Raw genomic sequence first — 19,548 nt, forward strand, 5'->3', positions numbered from 1 at the left:
CACCTGCCAAGAACTGGGGATCACGGCAAAGAAGACCCGGCCATATCGCCCACAGACCAACGGCAAGATCGCACGCTTCCACAGAACCCTTGCCGACGGGTGGGCCTTCAAGCGCTTCTACGCCACGGAATCAGCCCGCAGAAACGCCCTCCCGGCATGGCTGCACCACTACAATCACCACAGGCCCCACACCGCAATCGGAGGCCACCCGCCCATCAGCCGCTTAACCAACCTGCCTGGGCAGTACACCTAGGCCAGCTGCCGTTCAATCCTTGCCGCGCTCTCAACCAGCGCGGCTCCCACCGCCGCGGGATCACGGGATGAGCGGATATAGACGACGGCCAGCGCAGCAGGGCGGCCGCCGGGAACCCTGACAGGCGCGGCCAGGGAGGAAACTCCCGCAATCACCTCATCGTGGCTGGCCGAATAGCCTGTGCGGCGGGCTTCGGCAGCCTCGGGGCGGTAGGGGATGCCCGTGGCCAGCCGGTCCCATTCCGCCTCGGTGAGCGCGGACTGGATGGCGATCCCGGGCGCGCCGGCGTTGATGGGGTGGCGGGTGCCGGGATGCTGCGCCACGGTGGCACCGGAATGCCGGGGCTCCACCGTGAGCAGGGTGATGCAGTCGTGGTGGTCCCACACCGCGACGAACGCCGTCATATCCAGGGCATTGGCCAGCTGCGTCAGTTCCGGCAGTGCGGCAGCCTGCAGGTTGCGGGAAACGCCGCGCGCCAGGACCGCAAGCCCGGGCCCCGGCTGGACCCGGCCGGCGTCGTCTCGTACCAGGAGTGAATGGTCCTCCAGGGTACGGAGGATCCGGTAGGCCACCGAGCGGTGCACGCCCATGGCGTCGGCCAGTTCCGCGATGGTGAGCGGCCCGGGCGCTGCCGCCATGATCTCCAGGGCACGGATTCCCCGCGACAGGGTCTGGGAGGGGGAAGCCTGCGCCGGCGCTGCTCCGGCCGGGGCTGCAGCGGTGGGATTCATGGTGTCCATCCTAGGTGGCGGGTATGGGCGACGCCCCAAGGCCGGGCCGGCTAACCCGGGTTGGCGTCCTGAATACGAAACGGCATTCCAAATATAGAACTCGGGCTTTGGGGAGTCCACGGGCGCCGGGTACCGGGCAGCGGGCGCCACGGAGATGCAAGCCTCTTCTGCCAACCGCGCAAGAAAGTTCCGGGAGGCCGTGTTCCGCCTCACATTTTCGGTGTACCCTACTAACTAACTGACCGTTCTGTCGGTAATCCTGAAGGCGTCCCGGCAGCACTGCTGCCTTGAACAATGGAGTTTCAATGACCACACCTTCCAAGGTGGACACACTCGCCGGTCCCAGCTCCCGGCGGGAGGAACGCAAGGTCCTCGCCGGCACCCTCGTCGGTACCACCATCGAGTGGTACGACTTCTTCATCTTCGCGCAGCTGACGGCAACGCTGCTGTCACCGCTGTTCCTGGCACCGCTGAACGAGTCCGACCCCGGCCTGGCGCAGATCCTCTCGTTTGCCCTGATCGGCATCAGCTTCCTCTTCCGGCCCCTCGGTGCCGTGGTGGCCGGGCACCTGGGCGACCGCCTGGGACGCAAGGCAGTGCTTGTGATGACCCTGGTGATGATGGGTGCTGCCACCGCCTTGATCGGCATGCTGCCGACCTATGCCCAGATCGGCGCGTGGGCCCCAATCCTGCTGATCCTCCTCCGCATCCTCCAGGGGTTCTCTGCAGGAGGCGAATGGGGCGGCGCGGCCCTGATGGCGGTGGAACACGCACCCCTCAACAAGCGCGGCCTGTTCGGCGCCTACCCGCAGATCGGCGTGCCGATCGGCATGATCCTGGCCACCGGGCTGCTCTTCCTGCTCAACACCAGCATGTCGCGGGAAGATTTCACCTCATGGGGCTGGCGGGTGCCTTTCCTTCTCTCCATTGTCCTCATCGTTGTTGGTTACCTGATCCGTCGCGCCGTGGCCGAAAGCCCGGTCTTCCAGGAAATGGCAGCACGGAAGAAGGAAAGCAAGGCCCCGCTGGGAGAACTGATCCGCAACCACAAGAAGCCGGTCCTGTACTCCACCATGATCTTCATTGGCAACAATGCCGCCGGTTACCTGCTGATCGCCTTCTTCATTGCCTACGCCACCCGGACGCTGCAGATGCCCACGCCCCAGGTTCTCCTGGCCACCACGCTTGCCTCCTTCGGCTGGCTGATCTTCACCCTGGCGGGCGGCTGGATCTCGGACCGGATCGGCAGGGTCAAGACGTTCCTGACCGGGTACGCCATCATCTTTGTTTGGATGATTCCCATGTTTGCCCTCATCGATACCAGGAACATCTGGCTGTACGGACTGGCGCTGTTTGTCCTCACCATTGGGCTCGGACTGTCCTACGGACCGATGTCCGCAATGTACGCCGAGATGTTCCCGGCCAACGTGCGCTACTCGGGAATCTCCATCGGTTACGCGTTCGGCGCCATCCTGGGCGGCGCGTTCGCAGCGACCATCGCTGAGACCCTGCTGCAGGCCACCAAGTGGACAGGCTCCATCGGCATCTACATCATGATCCTGTGCGTCATCTCCGCCGTTGGTGTGGTCCTGGCCAAGGAAACCAAGGGGCGGCCACTCGGCGTCAGCCACCACTGATCCCCAGCACCGCCCAGTGCAGGACGACGGCGGGCCGGACCATGGCGGTCCGGCCCGCTTCGCCGTAAGGGCCTCCTGTGCGGTACCGGGCCCCTTGCCTCCCCCGAAACGTAGGGGCCCGCGGCGTTACTGCTCGAGGACGCTGATCGCTTCGTCGTCGGACAGCTGGTCAAAATGCCGGTAGAAGCTGCCTACCGCCCGGAACTTGCCGGGCAAGTGGAGGCACATCACGGCGTCGCAGACCCGCTCCACGGACGCCGCCGCCTCCACGGAGCCCACCGGGGCGGCGGCCACGACGGTGGCCGCGCCGCCCCCACGCACTGCTTCTACCGCTGCCCTCATGGTGGCTCCGGTGGCCAGGCCGTCGTCGACCAGGAGGACGGTCTTTCCCGCCACGTCCAGGTCCGCTCCGGGGTAGATCTCCACGCGGCGGAGCATCTCGGTCCGCTCCCGCTGCTCCACCGCGTCCAGCCACTCCTGGTGCACGCCGTGTTCGAGGACCCGGTCCAGCAGGGGTTTGTTGATCAGCCGGACGGTGCGGCCCCGGACCCACGCCAGTGCCCCGTAGGCCGTTTCTTCGTGGCCGGGAATCCCCAGCTTCCGGACCAGGACTGTTCCGAGGGGCAGGTAGAGGGCTTTGGCGACGGCGGCCGCTACCGGGATACCGCCCCGGGCCAGGCCCAGGACTACTGTGTTTGGCCGCTCCCGGAACTGCGTTAGTACAGCGGCGAGCCGCTCACCGGCGTCCGTACGGTCTTCGAAAAACGTGCCCATCAGTCCCTCCAGGCTCTTCCAGCCTAAAGTTCAGCCTACCGTTTGCGGGGACGGCAGGCGCCCCCGGGTACCGGCAAATCCGCCTGACGAACCGTCTCTGGAACGGGCCGGAAGAAAGCGGCCCTCAGGCAGGTTCCTGGCCGGCCAGGAACCTGACGGCCGCCTGCTTGAACGCCCTGCTGGTGATAGCGTTCGTGTGGTTCCGGCCGGGAAGGACCAGCTGTTCGGCCGTCCCTCCGGCCTTCCGCGCCAGTTCAGCAAGCTGCGGCAGGCTGCCGGCGCGTTCGTCCTTGTCCCCGGCCACCAGGAGCATGGGGACGTGGGGCACGGCTTCTGCAGGGTCGTAGGGTTCGGCTTTGATGGCCTCCACAAGGGAGAGCAGCGCGAAGATGTTGTTGCTGGGCAGCAGCAGCGCCATCTTGAGCAGCTGGGCCGTGGATTCGTCCGCGATCGGCGTGCCGTCGGCCAGGTAGTCCTGTGCGGCCCGAAGGTCGAACTCCGCCAAGGGATCGGAGACGTTGGGACCGCCCAGGACGAGGCGGTGCGTGATTTCCGGCTGGGTTGCGCCGAACTCCCAGGCGAGCCGGGAACCCAGCGAGTAGCCCACCACGTCAAGGCCGCTGGAAGGTTCCCCCTCCTGCAAAGGCCGAACGCCGGCGTCGAACGCTGTTTGCAGCAGGTCCGCGCGGATCCTGCTGGGGGAGTAGGAGTCCAGGTCTTCCGGCGCGCCGCTGCGGCCATGCCCGGGCAGGTCCACCGTGATGACGCGCCGCCCGGCATCGAGGAGCGCTGCCACCCAGCCGGTGTCCTCCCAGTTGAGCTTGCTCGACGAGGAGAAGCCGTGTACCAGCAGGACGGGGCGGAGCCCGGCGTCAGCGGCGGGTTCGTGCACCGCCACGTAGAGCTGCGGGTCCGTGCCCTCCACGGTATGCGTCTGCTGTTGGCCGCTGTGCCTGCCGCTCATGGTGTCAGTCCTCATCAACTACGGCGCCCGGGCGGACCCGGCGCTTCGGTGCCTCTTGCTTTTGGACGTTACTCTACCTGCCGGCCCGCTGCGTGAGCCGGGCTCCCAATGCACAGGCCAGAGCGATGCCGGCGATGAGCCCAAATGTGCTGAACAGCTGGATGCGGCTGCCTTCGGCGCTGAAACCCACGGCGAAAATGATGGACAGAAGCACAAGTCCCAGGATGGTCAGGCCGGGGAAGCCCTTCATCCGCAGGGGCAGGGGCGTGCCGGCGCGGTCAGCGCGGCGCCGAAGGATCAGCTGCGACACGAGGGCGCTTCCCCACACCACCAGGCAGGTGGACCCCACCAGCTGGAACAGCGCCGGCAGGATCCGTTCGGGGAAGAGGAGTTCCAGCACTGTGGCGATGAATCCGAACGCCACCGAGACCCCGACGGCCAGCACGGGCACGTTCGCGCCGTGAAGCCGCGTCAGGAACCGGGGTGCGGCCGAGCGCTGGGCGAGGGAGTAGGCCATGCGTGAGGCCCCGTAGAGGTTGGCGTTCAGAGCGGACAGGAGTGCGACGACGGCCACCAGGGTGATGGCCGTGCCGGCACCGGGGATCCGGGCGGCGTCCAGGACGCCGGCGAAGGGTGAGGACAGGCTCTGGGAGGTTGCCGGCAGGACAGCGGCGATGACGAAGACGGAGCCGATGTAGAAGACCAGGATGCGCCACACCACAGTGCGGATGGCTTTGGCCACGCTCCGCTCTGGATTTTCGGTCTCCGCTGCCGCCACGGACACGATCTCCGTGCCGCCGAACGCAAAGATGACCACGAAGAGCGCCGAGGCGATGCCGCCGAGGCCCTGCGGGGCGAAATCAGCGGTGAGGTTGGACAGCCCCGGCGAGGCGACGTCCGGCAGCAGGCCCAGGAGCAGGGCGGCGCCTACCGCAAGGAACAGCACAATCGCAGCCACCTTGAGGATGGCGAACCAGAACTCGAACTCCCCGAAGTTCCGTACCCCGGCAAGGTTGATGCCGGTGAAGACCACCATGAACACCAGCGACAGGGCCCAGACCGGAACGGCGGGCCAGACGGAGAAGAGGAGGGCCGCAGCGCCGAGGGCTTCGGCGGCGATGACCACCACCAGTTGGAGCCACCACAGCCAGCCGATAGTGGCTCCGGCGGTCTTGCCCAGGGCGCGTTCGGCATAAACGGAGAAGGCTCCGCTGTTGGGGTTCGCGGCGGCCATCTCGCCCAGCGCCCACATGACCAGGATGATGAGGGTGCCGGCCACCAGGTACGAAATGAGGACCGCCGGGCCGGCGGCCTGCACGCCGGCGCCTGAACCCAGGAAGAGCCCAGCGCCGATGGCACTGCCCAACCCCATCATGGTCAGCTGCCTGGGCTTCATGCTGTGGACGGGATGCAGGCGGCGCCCTTCGGGTCGTGCTGTGGTGGACTTCGTCGTCATAATGCCGTGAACCTTCTTGGGGTCTGGATGATGGCTCCTTGTGGGACCACTTGAATTTACCGCCTCCGTCCCGCCGGCGGTATTCGGCGCAGTGGAGTGCTTAGCGGAGTGCCCGGTGGAAAGTCCGGGCAGGCGGGCAGAAACATTTGGTGTTTCCACGGCGCGTGCCCGTACAATTAGTTTTGGTCATACTGACCATAACTAGACCGGGCCCTTGCCGAACAAGGGCCCCTGCTGCCAGGAAGGCGGTGGAACATGTACTCCAGCTCTGCGAATGTCTCGGAGCGCCAGGCGGCACCCCCCTCACTGGCCATCTCCACCGTCATTTTTGCCCTCCGGCCCAGTGAAAGCTCCGGCCGGCCCACGCTCTGGCTGCCTTTGGTCCGCCGGATCAGGGAGCCCTTCAAGGGGCTCTGGGCGCTTCCCGGCGGTCCGCTCAGCCACGCGGAGTCACTCCAGGACGCCGCGTCCCGGAACCTGAGGGAGACCACCGGGCTCGCCCCCAGCTACCTGGAGCAGCTGTATGCGTTCGGTGGGCTGCACCGCTCACCCACCCAGCGGGTGGTGTCGATCGTGTACTGGGCCCTGGTCCAGCCGACGGAAGCCGCGCTCGCCGATGAGTCCGAAAACGTCCGGTGGTTCCGGGCGGACCGGCTGGGGGAGCTGGCCTTCGACCACAACGCGATCGTGGACTACGCCCTCTGGAGGCTGCGCAACAAGCTCGCCTACGGGTCCGTGGCCTACCACCTCCTGGGGGAGTACTTCACGCTGGCCCAGGTCCGCGAGGTCTATGAGGCAGTGCTGGACCGTGAGCTCGATCCGGCGAACTTCCGAAGGCAGCTGAAATCCACCCCCGAAATAGAGGAAACCGGCGAGTACCTCCAGGGCGGCAAGCACCGCCCCCCGCGCCTCTACCGCTTTACCGGCCGGCCCGGCCTTGACCCAGACAACAGGAGCACACCATGAGCAGCGTCAACACAGCAATCCAGCTGATCACGCGCGAACAGGCGGAACAAGGCGCGACGGCGAAGGGCAGCACCTGCAGTCCCGCCCTGGCCAAGGGCCCGTGGGACTACGACCTCGCCGAGGCGCTCGCCGGCATCCCCGCCTATGGTCCCGGAGCCTCCAGCGCAGACGCTGCGCCGGCCGCCACCCCGCGCCAGGGCCAGCTGCCGGAGGAATACAAGCTCGCCAGCGACGCTGAGCTGGGCGAACGCATCCTCGCGGCTAAGGCTGCGCTCGGTGACCGTGCCGTCATCCTGGGGCACTTCTACCAGCGGGACGAAGTGATCCAGTATGCCGACTTCGTGGGCGACTCCTTCCAGCTGGCCAACGCCGCACTCACCAGGCCGGACGCGGAAGCGATCGTCTTCTGCGGTGTCCATTTCATGGCGGAAACCGCTGACATCCTTTCCGCACCCGAACAGGCAGTCATCCTTCCCAACCTGGCGGCCGGCTGCTCCATGGCAGACATGGCCGACGCCGACTCCGTGGCCGAGTGCTGGGAGCAGCTTGAGGAGATTTTCGGCACCGAACCCGACGCCGAGGGCCGGGTACCGGTCCTCCCCGTCACCTACATGAACTCCTCCGCAGCCCTGAAGGCGTTCTGCGGTGAGCGCGGCGGCATCGTCTGCACGTCATCCAACGCCAGGACCGTCCTTGAGTGGGCGTTCCAGCGTGCCCAGCGCGTGCTGTTCTTCCCCGACCAGCACCTGGGCCGCAATACCGCCAAAGCCCTGGGCGTGCCGCTGGAGCAGATGCCCATGTGGAACCCGCGCAGGGAGCTGGGCGGTAACGACGCGCAGGCCCTGCTCGATTCCCGGGTGATCCTGTGGCACGGATTCTGCTCGGTGCACAAGCGCTTCAACGTGGGGCAGATCGAGAAGGCCAGGAAAGACTTCCCCGGCGTCCAGGTGATTGTCCACCCCGAGTGCCCCATGGAAGTCGTGGACGCCGCCGACTCTGCCGGCTCCACCGACTTCATCAAGAAGGCCATCGCGGCTGCCACGGAGCCAACCACCTTCGCGATCGGCACCGAAATCAACATGGTGAACCGGCTTGCAGCGGAATACCCGCAGCACACCATCTTCTGCCTGGACCCCGTGATCTGCCCCTGCTCCACGATGTACCGCATCCACCCGGGGTACCTGGCCTGGGTGCTGGAGGAGCTGGTGGCCGGCCGGGTGGTCAACCGCATCACCGTTGCAGAGTCCGTCCAGGACCATGCCCGGACCGCCCTCGAGCGCATGCTCGCAGCCAGGCCGTAATGTCCAGCCAGGCCGTAATGTCCAGCCAGGCCAGAGTGTCCAGCCAAGCCATGGTGCCCGGCGGGCCCGGGATGCCCGCGCGCCGCCGGCTCGTCGTCGTCGGCAGCGGCATTGCCGGACTGTATGCGGCGCTGCTGGCCGCCGATGCCGGTGCGTCCGTGGTTCTCCTGACGAAAGGCGGACTGGACCACAGCAACACCTGGTACGCCCAGGGCGGGATCTCGGCCGTGCTGGATGAACCATTCCCGGGTGACACCGTAGCGGCCCACATCACCGACACGCTCCATGCCGGTGCCGGGTACTGCAACGCCGACGCCGTCCGGCTGATGTGCACGGAGGCCCGGAGTGACATCGCCGGCCTGCAGCGGTTCGGCGTGCGTTTCGATGTGGAGACGGCCGGGGGCCCGGCGCTGGGGCTGGAGGCCGCCCACTCCGCGCCGCGCATCCTCCACGCCGGCGGTGACGCCACGGGCGCGAAAGTGGCCGGCGCGCTCATCCAGGCTGTGCTCTCCCGGCAGGCGGCAGGTGTCCTGACGGTCATCACCGGTGCCCACGCCACCGCCCTACTCCACGGCGGCGGCACGGTCACCGGAGTAGAGTTCCTGCAGCACGGGAAGAGCACAGCACTGCACGGGGACGCCGTCCTCCTGGCAACGGGAGGCGCCGGCCGGCTGTTTGCCCAGACCACCAACCCCGCAGTGGCCACCGCCGACGGCCTGGCGCTCGCGGTCCGCGCCGGAGCCAGGACAGCCGACCTGGAATTCTTCCAGTTCCACCCCACCTGCCTGGTCCGGCCAGCCGGTCCCGCCCCCGGCGAGCCGCTGCTGATCTCCGAAGCTGTCCGCGGCGAAGGGGCCCTCCTCGTTGACGGCAACGGGAAGCGCTTCATGCGGGCGTACCATCCGGACGCAGAGCTTGCCCCGCGTGACGTGGTCTCCCGCAGCATAGCCCTGCACCTGGCCAAGCTCGGCGACCCCAACGGCCACGTGTACCTTGACGCCCGCGTCATCGAGGCAGCCAGGGGAGCCGGTTTCCTGGCACGGCGGTTCCCTACCCTCACCGAAAAGACCCTCGCGGCCGGTATCGACTGGACCCGGGACCTGGTCCCCGTGGCCCCGGCAGCCCACTACTGGATGGGCGGGGTCCTCACCGACCTCCATGCCAGGACCAGCATGCCCGGACTCTACGCCGCCGGGGAAGTTGCATGCACGGGCGTCCAAGGGGCAAACCGGCTGGCCAGCAACTCCCTCCTCGAGGGACTCGTCTTCGGCCGCCGCGCTGTTGAAGATTTCCTCTCCGATGACGCCTCTGGTTGGGGGTCACCTGAGGGCGCCCCTCCGCATGCTAGGTCGGCCGCGGGCGGCCTCCCCTTTACGCATGCTTCCGGGGCACCCTCAGGCAACCGTACGAACGTCGCCTTCCCTGCAGATTCAGCAGGTGCGGTGGCCGATTCGGTTGCGCCAGGTGGGAGCCTGCCGGCCAGCTTCGGTGGGGGCGGAGGTATGGAAACTCCGTTTTCCCGGGATGCTCTTCGGCGCTTGATGACTGCCAAGGCCGGGGTGCTTCGGAATGGGGTGCTGTTGCGGGAGGCGACGGAAACCCTTGACCGGTGGGCCGCCGTCGTTCTCCCCGGAACAGTAGCCGCCGGGGCCGGGCCGCGGGAGCATGAGGACCGCAACCTGCTGCTCGCCGCGCAACTGCTCGTGGCTGCCGCCCGGGAGCGGACTGCGTCCCTGGGCGCCCATTACCGGAGCGACAGCCCGGCAGATGCCGCCGGCATCGCTGATGAACTCCAAGAACACTCCCGCCTGCGCCCGAAAGCGAGCCTTGTCCGTGACTGAAAACTCCGTAATCGCACCCGTGGCGGCCAGGGCCGTTGGCCTGGACCTCGCCCTGCCGGCTGCTCCCGTCCGGGAGATCCTGGAGCGCGCCTTCGCCGAAGACGCGCCGGCCGGGGACATCACCTCCCAGCTGCTCATTCCCGCCGATGCCCGCGCCACGGCGGTCCTGAACGCCCGCGTGCCCGGCGTCTTCAGCGGTGCCACCGTCTTCCGGGGCGCCATGCAGCTGGTGGACCCCGGCACCACGGTGGAGCTGCTGCTGGCGGACGGGGAAAGGTTTGACGCCGGCACCCACCTTGCGCGGGTCAGCGGACGGGCACGCCCGGTCCTGCTCGCCGAGCGTGTGGCCCTCAACCTGGTCCAGCGGATGTCAGCGATCGCCACGAGGACCGCGGAGTTCGTCCAGCTGGCCGAGGGGACACGGGCCAGGATCACCGACACCCGGAAAACCACCCCCGGCCTCCGGATCCTGGAACGGTTCGCCGTGCGGTGCGGGGGAGGCGCCAACCACCGCTACAGCCTCTCTGACGCAGTGCTGGCGAAGGACAACCACCTGGCCGTGATGACCGGAGGGGACCCGGCCAGGCTGACGGAGCTGCTCCTGGCGGCCAAGGCCCAGCTGGGACACACCACCCACTTCGAAGTCGAGGTGGACCGCATGGACCAGATCGAACCCGTCCTGGCAGCAGGCGTGGACACCATCATGCTGGACAACTTCACGCTGGAGGAGCTCCGCCAGGGCGTTACGCTGGTGGCCGGACGGGCCCGCGTGGAAGCAAGCGGCAACGTCAACCTCAGCACGGTCGCGGGAATCGCCGCCACCGGCGTGGATGTCATCTCCGTCGGGGCGCTCACCCACACGGTGGCAGCCCTGGACCTTGGCCTGGACGTGGAACTGACAGCCGGGTAAGCCATGATTTTCCTTGATGCAGCCGCCACCACCCCGGTCCGCCGCGAGGTGCTGGAAGCCATGTGGCCATACCTGACCAGCGACTTCGGGAACCCCTCCAGCCACCACACCCTGGGTGAATCAGCTGCCACGGCCCTCGCCGGTGCACGGGACTCAGTGGCGGCTGTCCTGGGCTGCCGTCCGGGAGAGGTGATCTTTACGTCCGGCGGGACTGAGGCGGACAATCTGGCCGTCAAGGGCATAGCCCTGGCGCGGCAGGCTTCCCGCCCGCAGTTTAACCGGGTGGTGATCAGCGCCGTCGAACATCCGGCCGTGGAGGAATCCGCCCGGTACCTGGAACGCTTCCACGGATTCGCGGTGGACGTGGTCCCCGTGGACGGCACGGGGCTGGTGACGCCGGAAGCCCTCCGTGCGGTCCTGCGTCCGGAAACCGCGCTGGCCAGCATCATGTACGCCAACAATGAGGTGGGGACCGTACAGCCGGTGGCAGAGCTGGCTGCGGAGGCGGGGCACGCTGGGGTTCCCTTCCACACGGACGCGGTCCAGGCGGCGGGATGGCTGCCCCTGGACACCGGCACGCTGGGCATCGACGCCATGAGCATTTCGGGCCACAAGTTGGGGGCGCCCAAGGGATGCGGTGTGCTCTTTGTCCGTGGCCGCACCAGGATCGAGCCGCTCATTCACGGCGGCGGCCAGGAACGGGGCCGCAGGTCGGGGACGGAAAACGTGGCAGGTGCCGTGGGCATGGCCACGGCGCTGACGCTTGCCCAGGCCCGCCAGGAGGAACAGCGACGACGTGTGGTGGCCCTGCGCGATGCCTTCATCAACGCAGTGCTCACCGGCGTTCCGGGCGCTGCCCTCACCGGGCATCCTTCCCGCCGGCTGCCGTCCGTGGCATCGTTCTGCTTCCCGGGAACCAGCGGCGAATCCGTGCTCCTGGAGCTGGAGCGGCAGGGCGTGGTGTGCTCCAGCGGATCAGCGTGCGCAGCCGGGTCCGATGCGCCGTCGCCTGTCCTCACGGCGCTGGGCTATGAGGCGGAGGTTGCCCAGACAGCGGTCCGGTTCAGCTTCGATGCCTCGGTCACGGAGGAGGACCTCAACACCGCAGCGGGGGCAGTCCGCCACGCAGTGGAGAGCGTGCGGGCGCTCGGCGGCTAGCCGTCCTCTAAAAGGCTTGGGGCTTGCTGCTGCCCTCAGCGGTCAGTACAGCTCGCCGACCGGGATTTCCACGGCCAGCCGGTTGGACGGACCCGGCAGGGGGCAGGCCCAGGCCTCGTTGTAGGCACAGGAGGGGTTGTAGGCGAAGTTGAAGTCCAGGACGAACGCGGCGCCCGGACCTGTCCCGCTGACCCCGTGGAACGCGCCCTTGATGGTGTCCAGCAGGTACCGCCCGGCGCCGTAGCTTCCGCCGGGCTGGCCGGCGGTTGCGTCCCGGAACGGCACGAAGATGCCGCCGCCGTATCCCCGCAGCTTCCACACGGCGAGCTGCCCCATCTCGGGAAGGTCGAACGTGCCAAGCCGGACGAAGTCCACCACCCCGTCGGTGCCGGTTTCCACGCTCATCTCCCGCCCCGCACCCTCATTGGTCAGCGGGACGTGGAAACGGTAGATGGGATCATAGTCAGCCGTCTTGAGGCCGGAGAAGCGCGCCTTGTCCGCTGCGGACAGCGCGGAGGCGGGGTGCGTGGCAAAAAGAAGGTCGCGCTGGTGGCGCCAATACGAATGTGCTTCCGCCGGGCTTTCCACGGACAATTTGCGCACATTGTCGTACAAGGCAAAGGTCCGCAGCCGCCAGTCAGCAATGTCGACGGCGGAGATCTCCGCCACGTGATCTTCGGCTGCGCCGTGCTGGATGTCCGCCATAGCACCAGCCTAGTCCCCGGGGCCGGTGATGCCCCGCCGGCGGCGACACGCACCGCTGTTGGCCGGCTCCGGCCCCTCGTTTGGGCCCCGGGAGTGGCAGAAAACGCCGATCCGGGCCAGGTCCTGCCGCTGCCCCGTCCCGTTAGGCTGGCTGCATGAGACGCATCGCATCAGCTGGGGTCCTGCCCGGAGCCGCCGTGCTTCTGGCCGGCGCACTCCTTGCCGGCTGCTCCACCCCGTCAAACAGCGGGCCCGCATGGACAGCGGAGCCCGGTGACTCCGGCGCCACCGGAACCGCCACCGCTGCGCCGGAAGGGGCGGCTTCGGCTGCGGCATCCCCAGGCGCCACGGCCGCTGCGTCCGGCTCCGCAACAGCCCAGCCTGCCGCCACAGCCTCCGCGTGGAAGACTTTCTCCGATCCGGCCAAAACCGTGGTCTTCGAACTGCCGGAAACCTGGATAGCGCAGTCGGTCCCACCTGAGGAGGGAACCCTGCCCGGTGCCTTGAAGATCGAGGTGAAAAAGCCGGACGGCACCTTCATGGCGGCGCTCCGGACGGGGCTCCCGCCGTCGTCCGCCGACTGTCCCGAGGACGCCCGGCGGCCCTACACCGTGATCAGCAGCGTGCCTGTTGAACTGTCCGCCGCAGGCGGGGAGGGGACCATTCCGCCCAGGGTGGTGTTCCGGGCAATCCAGGGGTACCGGTTCTTCGGCTCCTACGGCATCACAAACGTGGTTGGCGGCCCCGACGGGCAGGCCTGCGAACTGCGCAACATAGTCCGTGGGCCGGCGGGTAAGGGCGACTACTCCTTCGGTGACCTGGTGTCCGTCAGGGCCTTTGCGCCCGATGAAAAAGTGGCGCCCGCCAAAGCATTCGACACCCTTGACCAGGCCGCAAAGTACGCCAGCGAGAGTGCTGACTTCGCCAACGTCCAGCGGATGCTAATGTCTCTGGAGATCAAAAACTAGTCCCGTTCCCTGCCCGCATCCCCGGCCGGGACCAGCGGCGGCTTCTTTCCTGCCGACACCCCCGGAGAGTCATGGAACGCACTGTTTCCGCACGCCTGGTCTTCAAGACCACACCCAACACCAAAGTGGCCATGGCCATCGCCGCCGCCAGGAACCCCGGCTACTCGTCCTTCGAGGAAAACCTGTCCGTTACGGCTGGCGGCGCGCAGGTCCCCGTGAGCGAGGTGCCGGACCACCACGGCGGCCGGCTCCACTACATGGAGTTCGCGGAACCGTCCGAGGTGGTCGTGGAATACTCCGCCACGGTCGCCGGAAAGGCGCAGCCTGAGGAAGCGGAACTTGCTGACCGCATCCGCTACGTCCGGCCCAGCCGCTACGCGGAGTCGGACCGCCTCCTGCCCACCGCGTACGCGGAATTCGACGGAGCCACCGGCGGGGAACTGCTGCACGCCGTGCGGAACTGGGTGAACGGCGAGCTGCGGTACATCAGTGGCTCCTCCCGCGGGACCGACGGCGCCGTGGAAACCCTCCTGAGCCGCCGGGGCGTCTGCCGGGACTTCGCCCACCTGGCCATTGCGCTGCTGAGGTCCAAGGACATTCCGGCACGCCTGGCCGCCGTGTACGCCCCCGGCCTGACCCCCATGGATTTCCATGCCGTCGCGGAAGCCTACGTGGAAGGCGGGTGGCACGTGATCGATCCCACGGGCCTGGCCCCGCGGGAGTCGATGCTGCGGATCACGGCCGGCCGGGACTCGGCCGACACCGCATTCCTGTCCACGGTGGGCGGAAGCCTGAGCCTGAGCCAGATGCAGGTCACTGCCGTGGTCAACGGCAGCCTGCCGGTGGAGGACCCCGCCAGGCTCGTGGCCCTGGGCTAGCGCGGGTCCTGCCGGGGCGGCCGCGGGCCCAGTGAACTCCGCAGCTTGGTGGTGAGCCGCATGAGTTCCTTCTGTTCCGCCTGTGTCAGGGCCGGGCCCATGAGTTCGGAGATGTCGCGCACATGCTCACGGCCAATCTCCTTCTGGAGTTCCCGGCCCTCATCCGTCAGTTTCAGCAGGACACCACGGCCGTCCTCGGGCGCGGGCATCCTCGCGATGAGCCCGCGCTTCTCAAGCCGCTCCACCAGCCGGCTGAGGCTGGACTGGCTCAACAGGACGTTGTCGTTGAGTTCATTGAGCCGCAGCCAGCCGGACGGGCACCGGGACAGGGTGAACAGGACGTCGTACTCATTGACTGCCAGCTTCCGGAAGGCCGGGCCGGACTGCAGCTTCCGCATCACCGCAACCTGGGCCCGGAACAGCGACTCCCAGGTTTCTGCGGCGAGCCGCACCGGCGACTCCGCGCTCTTGCCTGCCATCACGCGTCCGCGGCGGACTTTTCCGCGTCCTGGGCGGCCAGCAGTGCGGCTACCCGGCCGGCGTGCGTGGGCGGCTCGGGAACGTGGGCCGGCTTGCGGGCCGCGTACTCTTTACGCAGGACGGGGAGGACCTCCTCGCCGAACAAGTCCAGCTGTTCCAGCACGGTTTTAAGCGGCAGGCCCGCGTGGTCGATCAGGAACAGCTGGCGCTGGTAGTCGCCGAAGTACTCCCGGAACGTCAGGGTCTTTTCGATGACTTCCTGCGGGCTGCCCACCGTCAGCGGCGTCTGCGAGGTGAAGTCCTCGAGCGAGGGGCCGTGGCCGTAGACCGGCGCGTTGTCGAAGTACGGACGGAAGTCCTTGACGGCGTCCTGCGAGTTCTTCCGCATGAAGAACTGTCCGCCGAGGCCCACGATGGCCTGGTCCGCCTTGCCGTGGCCGTAGTGCTCATAGCGTTCGCGGTACAGGCCGATCAGCTGCTGGTAGTGCTCCTTGGGCCAGAAGATGTTGTTGGCGAAGAAGCCGTCACCGAAGTAGGCCGCCACCTCGGCGATCTGCGGTGTGCGGATGGAGCCGTGCCACACAAAGGGGGCGACGCCGTCCAGCGGGCGGGGCGTGGACGTGAAGTTCTGCAGGGGCGTCCGGAACTTGCCGGACCAGTTCACGGTGTCCTCGTCCCAGAGCTTCCGCAGCAGGCTGTAGTTCTCGATGGCCAGCTCCACGCCGTCCTGGATGTTCTTGCCGAACCACGGGTACACCGGCGCGGTGTTGCCGCGGCCCAGGACCAGGTCAACACGGCCGTCGGCCAGGTGCTGGAGCATCGCGAAGTCCTCCGCGATCTTCACCGGGTCATTGGTGGTGATCAGCGTGGTGGCCGTGGACAGCGTGATGCGTTCCGTCTGGGCCGCGATGTACGCCAGGGTTGTGGTGGGGGAGGAGGAGAAGAAAGGCCGGTTGTGGTGCTCGCCGAGGGCGTAGACATCCATGCCGATTTCCTCGACCTTTTTGGCGATGGCCACCGACGCCTTGATGCGTTCGTTCTCGGTGGGGGTCTGCCCCGTGGTGGGGTCAGTGGTGATGTCGCTGACGCTGAAAACACCGATCTGCATGATGTGCCTTTCCCTTCCTGGACTCTCCGGGCTTGGTCCCAGTGTAGTCCAATTTAGATGCATTTGCATCTACCGCAGGGTACAACGCATCCCTTGGGGATATATTCCGTTAAGCCCGTGCGGGCCGGGCCGGTCGTTAGGCGGGACCGCCCGGAGCGGCGCGGCGGCCGCTGGTCTTGGGAACCATGCCCGTCGTCCAGTCCCTGAACTCCTCATCGACGTCCGGCCCGGGGCCGAAGTCGTGGCGGGCCTGGAGATCCCGGAGCAGCGCCTTCTTTTCACGCCGGCCCTCCACCAGCCTGTACAGGACAGGCACCAGCACCAAGGTCAGGGCGGTCGAGGAGATCAGCCCACCGATGACGACGACAGCCAGCGGCTGCGAGATGAAGCCACCGCCGCCGGTGAGGCCCATGGCCATGGGCGTCAGCGCGAACACGGTGGCGAGCGCGGTCATCAGGATGGGGCGCAGGCGCTGCCGTGCCCCGTGCGTGATCGCATCCGCCACGTTCATGCCCGGCCGGCCGTCCCGGGGCTGCCGGTACTGGTTGATGAGGTCGATCAGAACGATGGCATTGGTGACCACAATCCCCACCAGCATGAGCATGCCGATCAGCGAGGGAAGTCCCAGGGGCACGCCTGTCACCAGGAGCAGTGCTACGGCTCCGGTGGCTGCAAACGGGACCGATACCAGCAGGATCAGCGGCTGGATCAGGGATTTGAAGGTTGCCACCATGATCACGTAAACGATGGCGATGGCCGCCAGCAGGGCCAGCCCGAGCTGCTGGAAGGACTCCTGCTGCTGGGTGGTGGCACCGCCGATTTCAGCGGTGACCCCTGGTGGCAGCTGGACATCCGCCAGCCGCTTCTGGACTTCCGCGTTGACCGCACCCAGGTTGGCGTCCGACGGCGTCACGGACACGCGTGCCGTGCGCTGGCCGTTGCTGGCGGTGATGGACACCGGCACATCCACCTGTTCCACGGAAGCGATGCTTCCCAGAGGCACCGGCCCGCCCGCTGCCGGAAGCGGAATACCACGGACGGCGTCGATGCTGGTGAACCTGGTGCCCTGGCCGATCTGGACAGGGAAGTCGTTGGTGTCAATCCGGACTTCTCCGGCCGGGATGGGGCTGATGGTGGACGCCAGGACGCCGGCCACCTGTTCCTCGTTGAGCCCGGCGGCTACCGTCTTGGCCCGGTCCACCCTGACCTGGACCACGGGCTGGCTGGCCGCGAGGTTGGTCGCCACCTCGCTGGTGCCGGGCACCCCGGTCATCGCCGCCATCATGGTGTCGCTGGCTTCCTGGAGGTCGGCAGTGCTGGCCGCCTTGAGGGTGATGTCCACGGTGGACGAGGTGCCGAAACCGCCCTGCTGCGTTCCTACCGAGATCTTGCCGGAATCGGGCACCTTGGTCAGTTCGCTGCGTACCGTCTCCTGGAGCTGTTCCTGATCCGCCTTTTCGTCCGTCACCACGGTGAACGTGGAGTTGGACGAGCCGGTGGAGGTCAGCGCGGCGAAACCTGCCTGGGCGTTGCCCGAGGTCACCTGGATGTCCTTGACGCCGTCGATGCCGCGAAGCACTTCCTCCAGCCGGATGGCTGCCGCGCTGGTGTCGGCGAGTGTGGTGCCGGCCGGCAGGACCTGGCGGACCGTGAGGCTGTTCTGCCCGGAGTTCCCCAGGAGGTTGGTGGCCAGGAGCGGTGTCATGGCGGCGGTGGCACCGAGGACCAGGGCTGCCGCCACCAGCGTGATCACGGGATGCTTCTGGGTTTTGGTGAGGATTGGCAGGTAGCCGCGCTGGAGCCTGCTGCGCTGTTCCGCCTCCAATGCCTTGGCACGGGCCTCGTCCGCTCTCCGCCGGGCAGCTGCGGGAGCGGCCGCCCCCGCGCCTGCGGCACCGTTGTTCTTCAGGAACCAGTAGGCCAGAACGGGGACGATGGTCAGCGAGACCAGCAGCGAGGCCAACAGCGCCATGGTGACCGTGAGGGCGAACGGCCTGAACAGCTCACCTGCGAGCTCGCCAACAAACGCGATGGGGAGGAACACCGCCACGGTGGTGAGGGTGGAGGCGGTGATGGCCCCGGCCACCTCCCTGATGGCAGTCAGGATGGCAGTGACTTTGTCCTCGCCGTAGCTCAGGTGCCGCTTGATGTTCTCGATGACAACGATGGAGTCATCCACCACGCGGCCGATGGCGATGGTGAGCGCACCCAGCGTCAGGATGTTCAGGGAGTATCCGGTGGCGGACAGGCCTATGAAGGTGATCAGGAGCGAGAGCGGAATGGAGACCGCCGTGACCAGGGTGGAGCGGGTGGACATCAGGAACACCAGGATGACCGCAACGGCGAAGCCCAGGCCCAACAGGCCCTCGGTGGTGAGGTCCTTGATGGACTTCTCAATGAAGGGTGCCTGGTCGAACACCGGAGTGAACTTGGCATTCGAACCCAGTTCCGCCTCAAGCTCGTCAAGCGTGTCCCGCACCGCGTGCGAGATGCCCACCGTGTCGCCCTCAGGCTTCTTGGTCACGGACACGGCGAGGGTTTCCTCCCCGTTGGTTCGCGTGATGGATGTCCGTTCGTCATCCTGCAGCGACACGTCCGCCACGCTGCCGATGGTGGCCCCGTCTTTTGCTCCCCCCAGCGGCAGCGCCTCGATGGCCGCCAGGGAATCCACGGGGCTGCCGATCTGCAGGGAGAGCGTCTTTCCCTGCTCCTCGAGCGTGCCGGCCGGGATCAGCGCACCGTTGTTCTCCAGCGCGTCCCGGATGGAGGTGATGCTCGCACCCGCCGCGGCCATGGCGTCACCGCGCGGAAGGATCTCGATGTGCTGGGAGGCGCCGCCGGTCACATCAGCGCCGCGGACGCCGTCGATCTTCTGCAGCCGGGGCACGCTCAGCCGCTGGAGGTCTGCGTTCAGCTCGCTGAGCGTCTTGTCCGAGGACACGGCCAGGAAAACGATGGGAAAGTCGCTGATACTGCCGGCAATTGCCTGCGGCTGGACATCCTCCGGCAGGGACCGCTTGGCGTTGGAGATGGCGCGGTCGATCTGGTTCCTCGCACGGTCCAGGTTCGAACCGTAGGTGAACACCATGGTGATCTGCGAGACGCCGTTGCGGGAGGTGGAGGATGTGGATTCCAGCCCCTCCACGCCGTTCAGCGCCGTCTCCAGCGGCCCGCTCACCTGCTTGTCCACCACCTCGGGGGAGGCGCCGGGCATGGCGGTCAGCACCGTGATCTGCGGGAACTCGATCGAGGGGATGAGTTCCTGCTTCAGCGACGACATGGTGATCACGCCGAAGACCGAGGCGAAGACTGTGATCAGTGCGATCAGGGCCCGGTTCGCAAGTGAAAGTTGTGCCAGCCGGAACATCGCATGATCTCCTGTGGGATTGAGGGACTGATACGGACCCGAAGGTGCCGG

Annotated in this window: 17 protein-coding genes; 9 read left to right on the forward strand and 8 right to left on the reverse strand. The window is 67.3% G+C overall.

The features are described 5' to 3' along the window. The coding region (locus IEX43_RS00005) for an integrase core domain-containing protein (RefSeq protein ID WP_188808535.1) at positions 1-253 on the forward strand (253 nt) is incomplete at its 5' end. On the opposite strand, the gene IEX43_RS00010 is transcribed toward IEX43_RS00005, so the two are convergent. After that, positions 250-984 carry an IclR family transcriptional regulator gene (locus IEX43_RS00010; RefSeq protein ID WP_188808536.1) on the reverse strand — a complete coding sequence of 245 codons (735 nt, stop codon included), beginning with the start codon at positions 982-984 and terminating at the stop codon, positions 250-252. The genes IEX43_RS00005 and IEX43_RS00010 overlap by 4 nt on opposite strands. A gap of 305 nt (positions 985-1,289) precedes the next feature. Between IEX43_RS00010 and IEX43_RS00015 the strand changes: the two genes are divergently transcribed. Continuing rightward, on the forward strand, positions 1,290-2,621 hold the full coding sequence (locus tag IEX43_RS00015) for an MFS transporter (protein WP_188808537.1): 1,332 nt from the start codon (positions 1,290-1,292) through the stop codon (positions 2,619-2,621). A 126-nt stretch (positions 2,622-2,747) separates the two neighbouring features. Here the strand turns inward: IEX43_RS00015 and IEX43_RS00020 are convergent, their stop codons facing one another. The 3 genes from IEX43_RS00020 to IEX43_RS00030 form a co-directional block, all read right to left on the reverse strand. Then, a complete protein-coding gene (locus IEX43_RS00020) occupies positions 2,748-3,395 on the reverse strand; it encodes a phosphoribosyltransferase (protein WP_188808538.1) in 648 nt (215 codons plus the stop codon). A gap of 124 nt (positions 3,396-3,519) precedes the next feature. Next, complete coding sequence (locus IEX43_RS00025) at positions 3,520-4,359, reverse strand: alpha/beta fold hydrolase (protein ID WP_188808539.1); 840 nt, start codon at positions 4,357-4,359, stop codon at positions 3,520-3,522. Positions 4,360-4,432: 73 nt separating this feature from the next. Continuing rightward, positions 4,433-5,815 carry an amino acid permease gene (locus IEX43_RS00030; RefSeq protein WP_188808540.1) on the reverse strand — a complete coding sequence of 461 codons (1,383 nt, stop codon included), beginning with the start codon at positions 5,813-5,815 and terminating at the stop codon, positions 4,433-4,435. A 255-nt stretch (positions 5,816-6,070) separates the two neighbouring features. Between IEX43_RS00030 and IEX43_RS00035 the strand changes: the two genes are divergently transcribed. The 5 genes from IEX43_RS00035 to IEX43_RS00055 are packed head-to-tail and all read left to right on the forward strand — an operon-like array spanning position 6,071 to position 11,991. Next, positions 6,071-6,781, forward strand: a complete 711-nt coding sequence (locus IEX43_RS00035; RefSeq protein ID WP_188808541.1) for an NUDIX hydrolase — start codon at positions 6,071-6,073, stop codon at positions 6,779-6,781. Further along, positions 6,778-8,082, forward strand: coding sequence for a quinolinate synthase NadA (gene nadA, locus IEX43_RS00040; protein WP_188808542.1), 1,305 nt, complete (start codon positions 6,778-6,780; stop codon positions 8,080-8,082). The genes IEX43_RS00035 and nadA overlap by 4 nt, the downstream gene beginning before the upstream one ends. A 50-nt stretch (positions 8,083-8,132) precedes the next feature. After that, positions 8,133-9,923: an L-aspartate oxidase gene (gene nadB / locus IEX43_RS00045; protein WP_188809029.1), complete on the forward strand. Its 1,791-nt coding sequence runs from the start codon at positions 8,133-8,135 to the stop codon at positions 9,921-9,923. Beyond that, entirely contained in the window at positions 9,916-10,833 is a 918-nt protein-coding gene (gene nadC / locus IEX43_RS00050; RefSeq protein WP_188808543.1) for a carboxylating nicotinate-nucleotide diphosphorylase, read from the forward strand. The genes nadB and nadC overlap by 8 nt, the downstream gene beginning before the upstream one ends. Before the next feature lie 3 nt (positions 10,834-10,836). After that, positions 10,837-11,991: a cysteine desulfurase family protein gene (locus IEX43_RS00055; protein ID WP_188808544.1), complete on the forward strand. Its 1,155-nt coding sequence runs from the start codon at positions 10,837-10,839 to the stop codon at positions 11,989-11,991. Positions 11,992-12,033: 42 nt separating this feature from the next. Here IEX43_RS00055 and IEX43_RS00060 read toward each other — a convergent pair whose 3' ends face one another. Beyond that, positions 12,034-12,696: a DUF1684 domain-containing protein gene (locus IEX43_RS00060; protein WP_188808545.1), complete on the reverse strand. Its 663-nt coding sequence runs from the start codon at positions 12,694-12,696 to the stop codon at positions 12,034-12,036. A gap of 155 nt (positions 12,697-12,851) precedes the next feature. Here IEX43_RS00060 and IEX43_RS00065 point away from each other — a divergent pair, with 155 nt between their 5' ends. Continuing rightward, positions 12,852-13,664 carry a hypothetical protein gene (locus IEX43_RS00065; RefSeq protein WP_188808546.1) on the forward strand — a complete coding sequence of 271 codons (813 nt, stop codon included), beginning with the start codon at positions 12,852-12,854 and terminating at the stop codon, positions 13,662-13,664. A 71-nt stretch (positions 13,665-13,735) separates the two neighbouring features. Beyond that, positions 13,736-14,542 (forward strand): transglutaminase-like domain-containing protein, encoded by an 807-nt coding sequence (locus tag IEX43_RS00070; protein ID WP_188808547.1) that lies wholly within the window; start codon positions 13,736-13,738, stop codon positions 14,540-14,542. Here the strand turns inward: IEX43_RS00070 and IEX43_RS00075 are convergent. The 3 genes from IEX43_RS00075 to IEX43_RS00085 all read right to left on the reverse strand — a co-directional run bounded on the left by IEX43_RS00075 (position 14,539) and on the right by IEX43_RS00085 (position 19,497). After that, the gene (locus IEX43_RS00075) at positions 14,539-15,021 is read right to left on the reverse strand and encodes a MarR family winged helix-turn-helix transcriptional regulator (RefSeq protein ID WP_104184868.1); all 483 of its coding nucleotides are present in this window, start codon (positions 15,019-15,021) and stop codon (positions 14,539-14,541) included. The genes IEX43_RS00070 and IEX43_RS00075 overlap by 4 nt on opposite strands. Next, positions 15,021-16,130 (reverse strand): LLM class flavin-dependent oxidoreductase, encoded by a 1,110-nt coding sequence (locus tag IEX43_RS00080; protein ID WP_188808548.1) that lies wholly within the window; start codon positions 16,128-16,130, stop codon positions 15,021-15,023. The genes IEX43_RS00075 and IEX43_RS00080 overlap by 1 nt, the downstream gene beginning before the upstream one ends. Positions 16,131-16,266: 136 nt before the next feature. Next, a complete protein-coding gene (locus IEX43_RS00085; RefSeq protein WP_188808549.1) occupies positions 16,267-19,497 on the reverse strand; it encodes an efflux RND transporter permease subunit in 3,231 nt (1,076 codons plus the stop codon). Positions 19,498-19,548 lie beyond the last annotated feature (51 nt).

It is taken from the genome of Pseudarthrobacter polychromogenes (assembly GCF_014644495.1).
Lineage (GTDB): Bacteria > Actinomycetota > Actinomycetes > Actinomycetales > Micrococcaceae > Arthrobacter > Arthrobacter polychromogenes.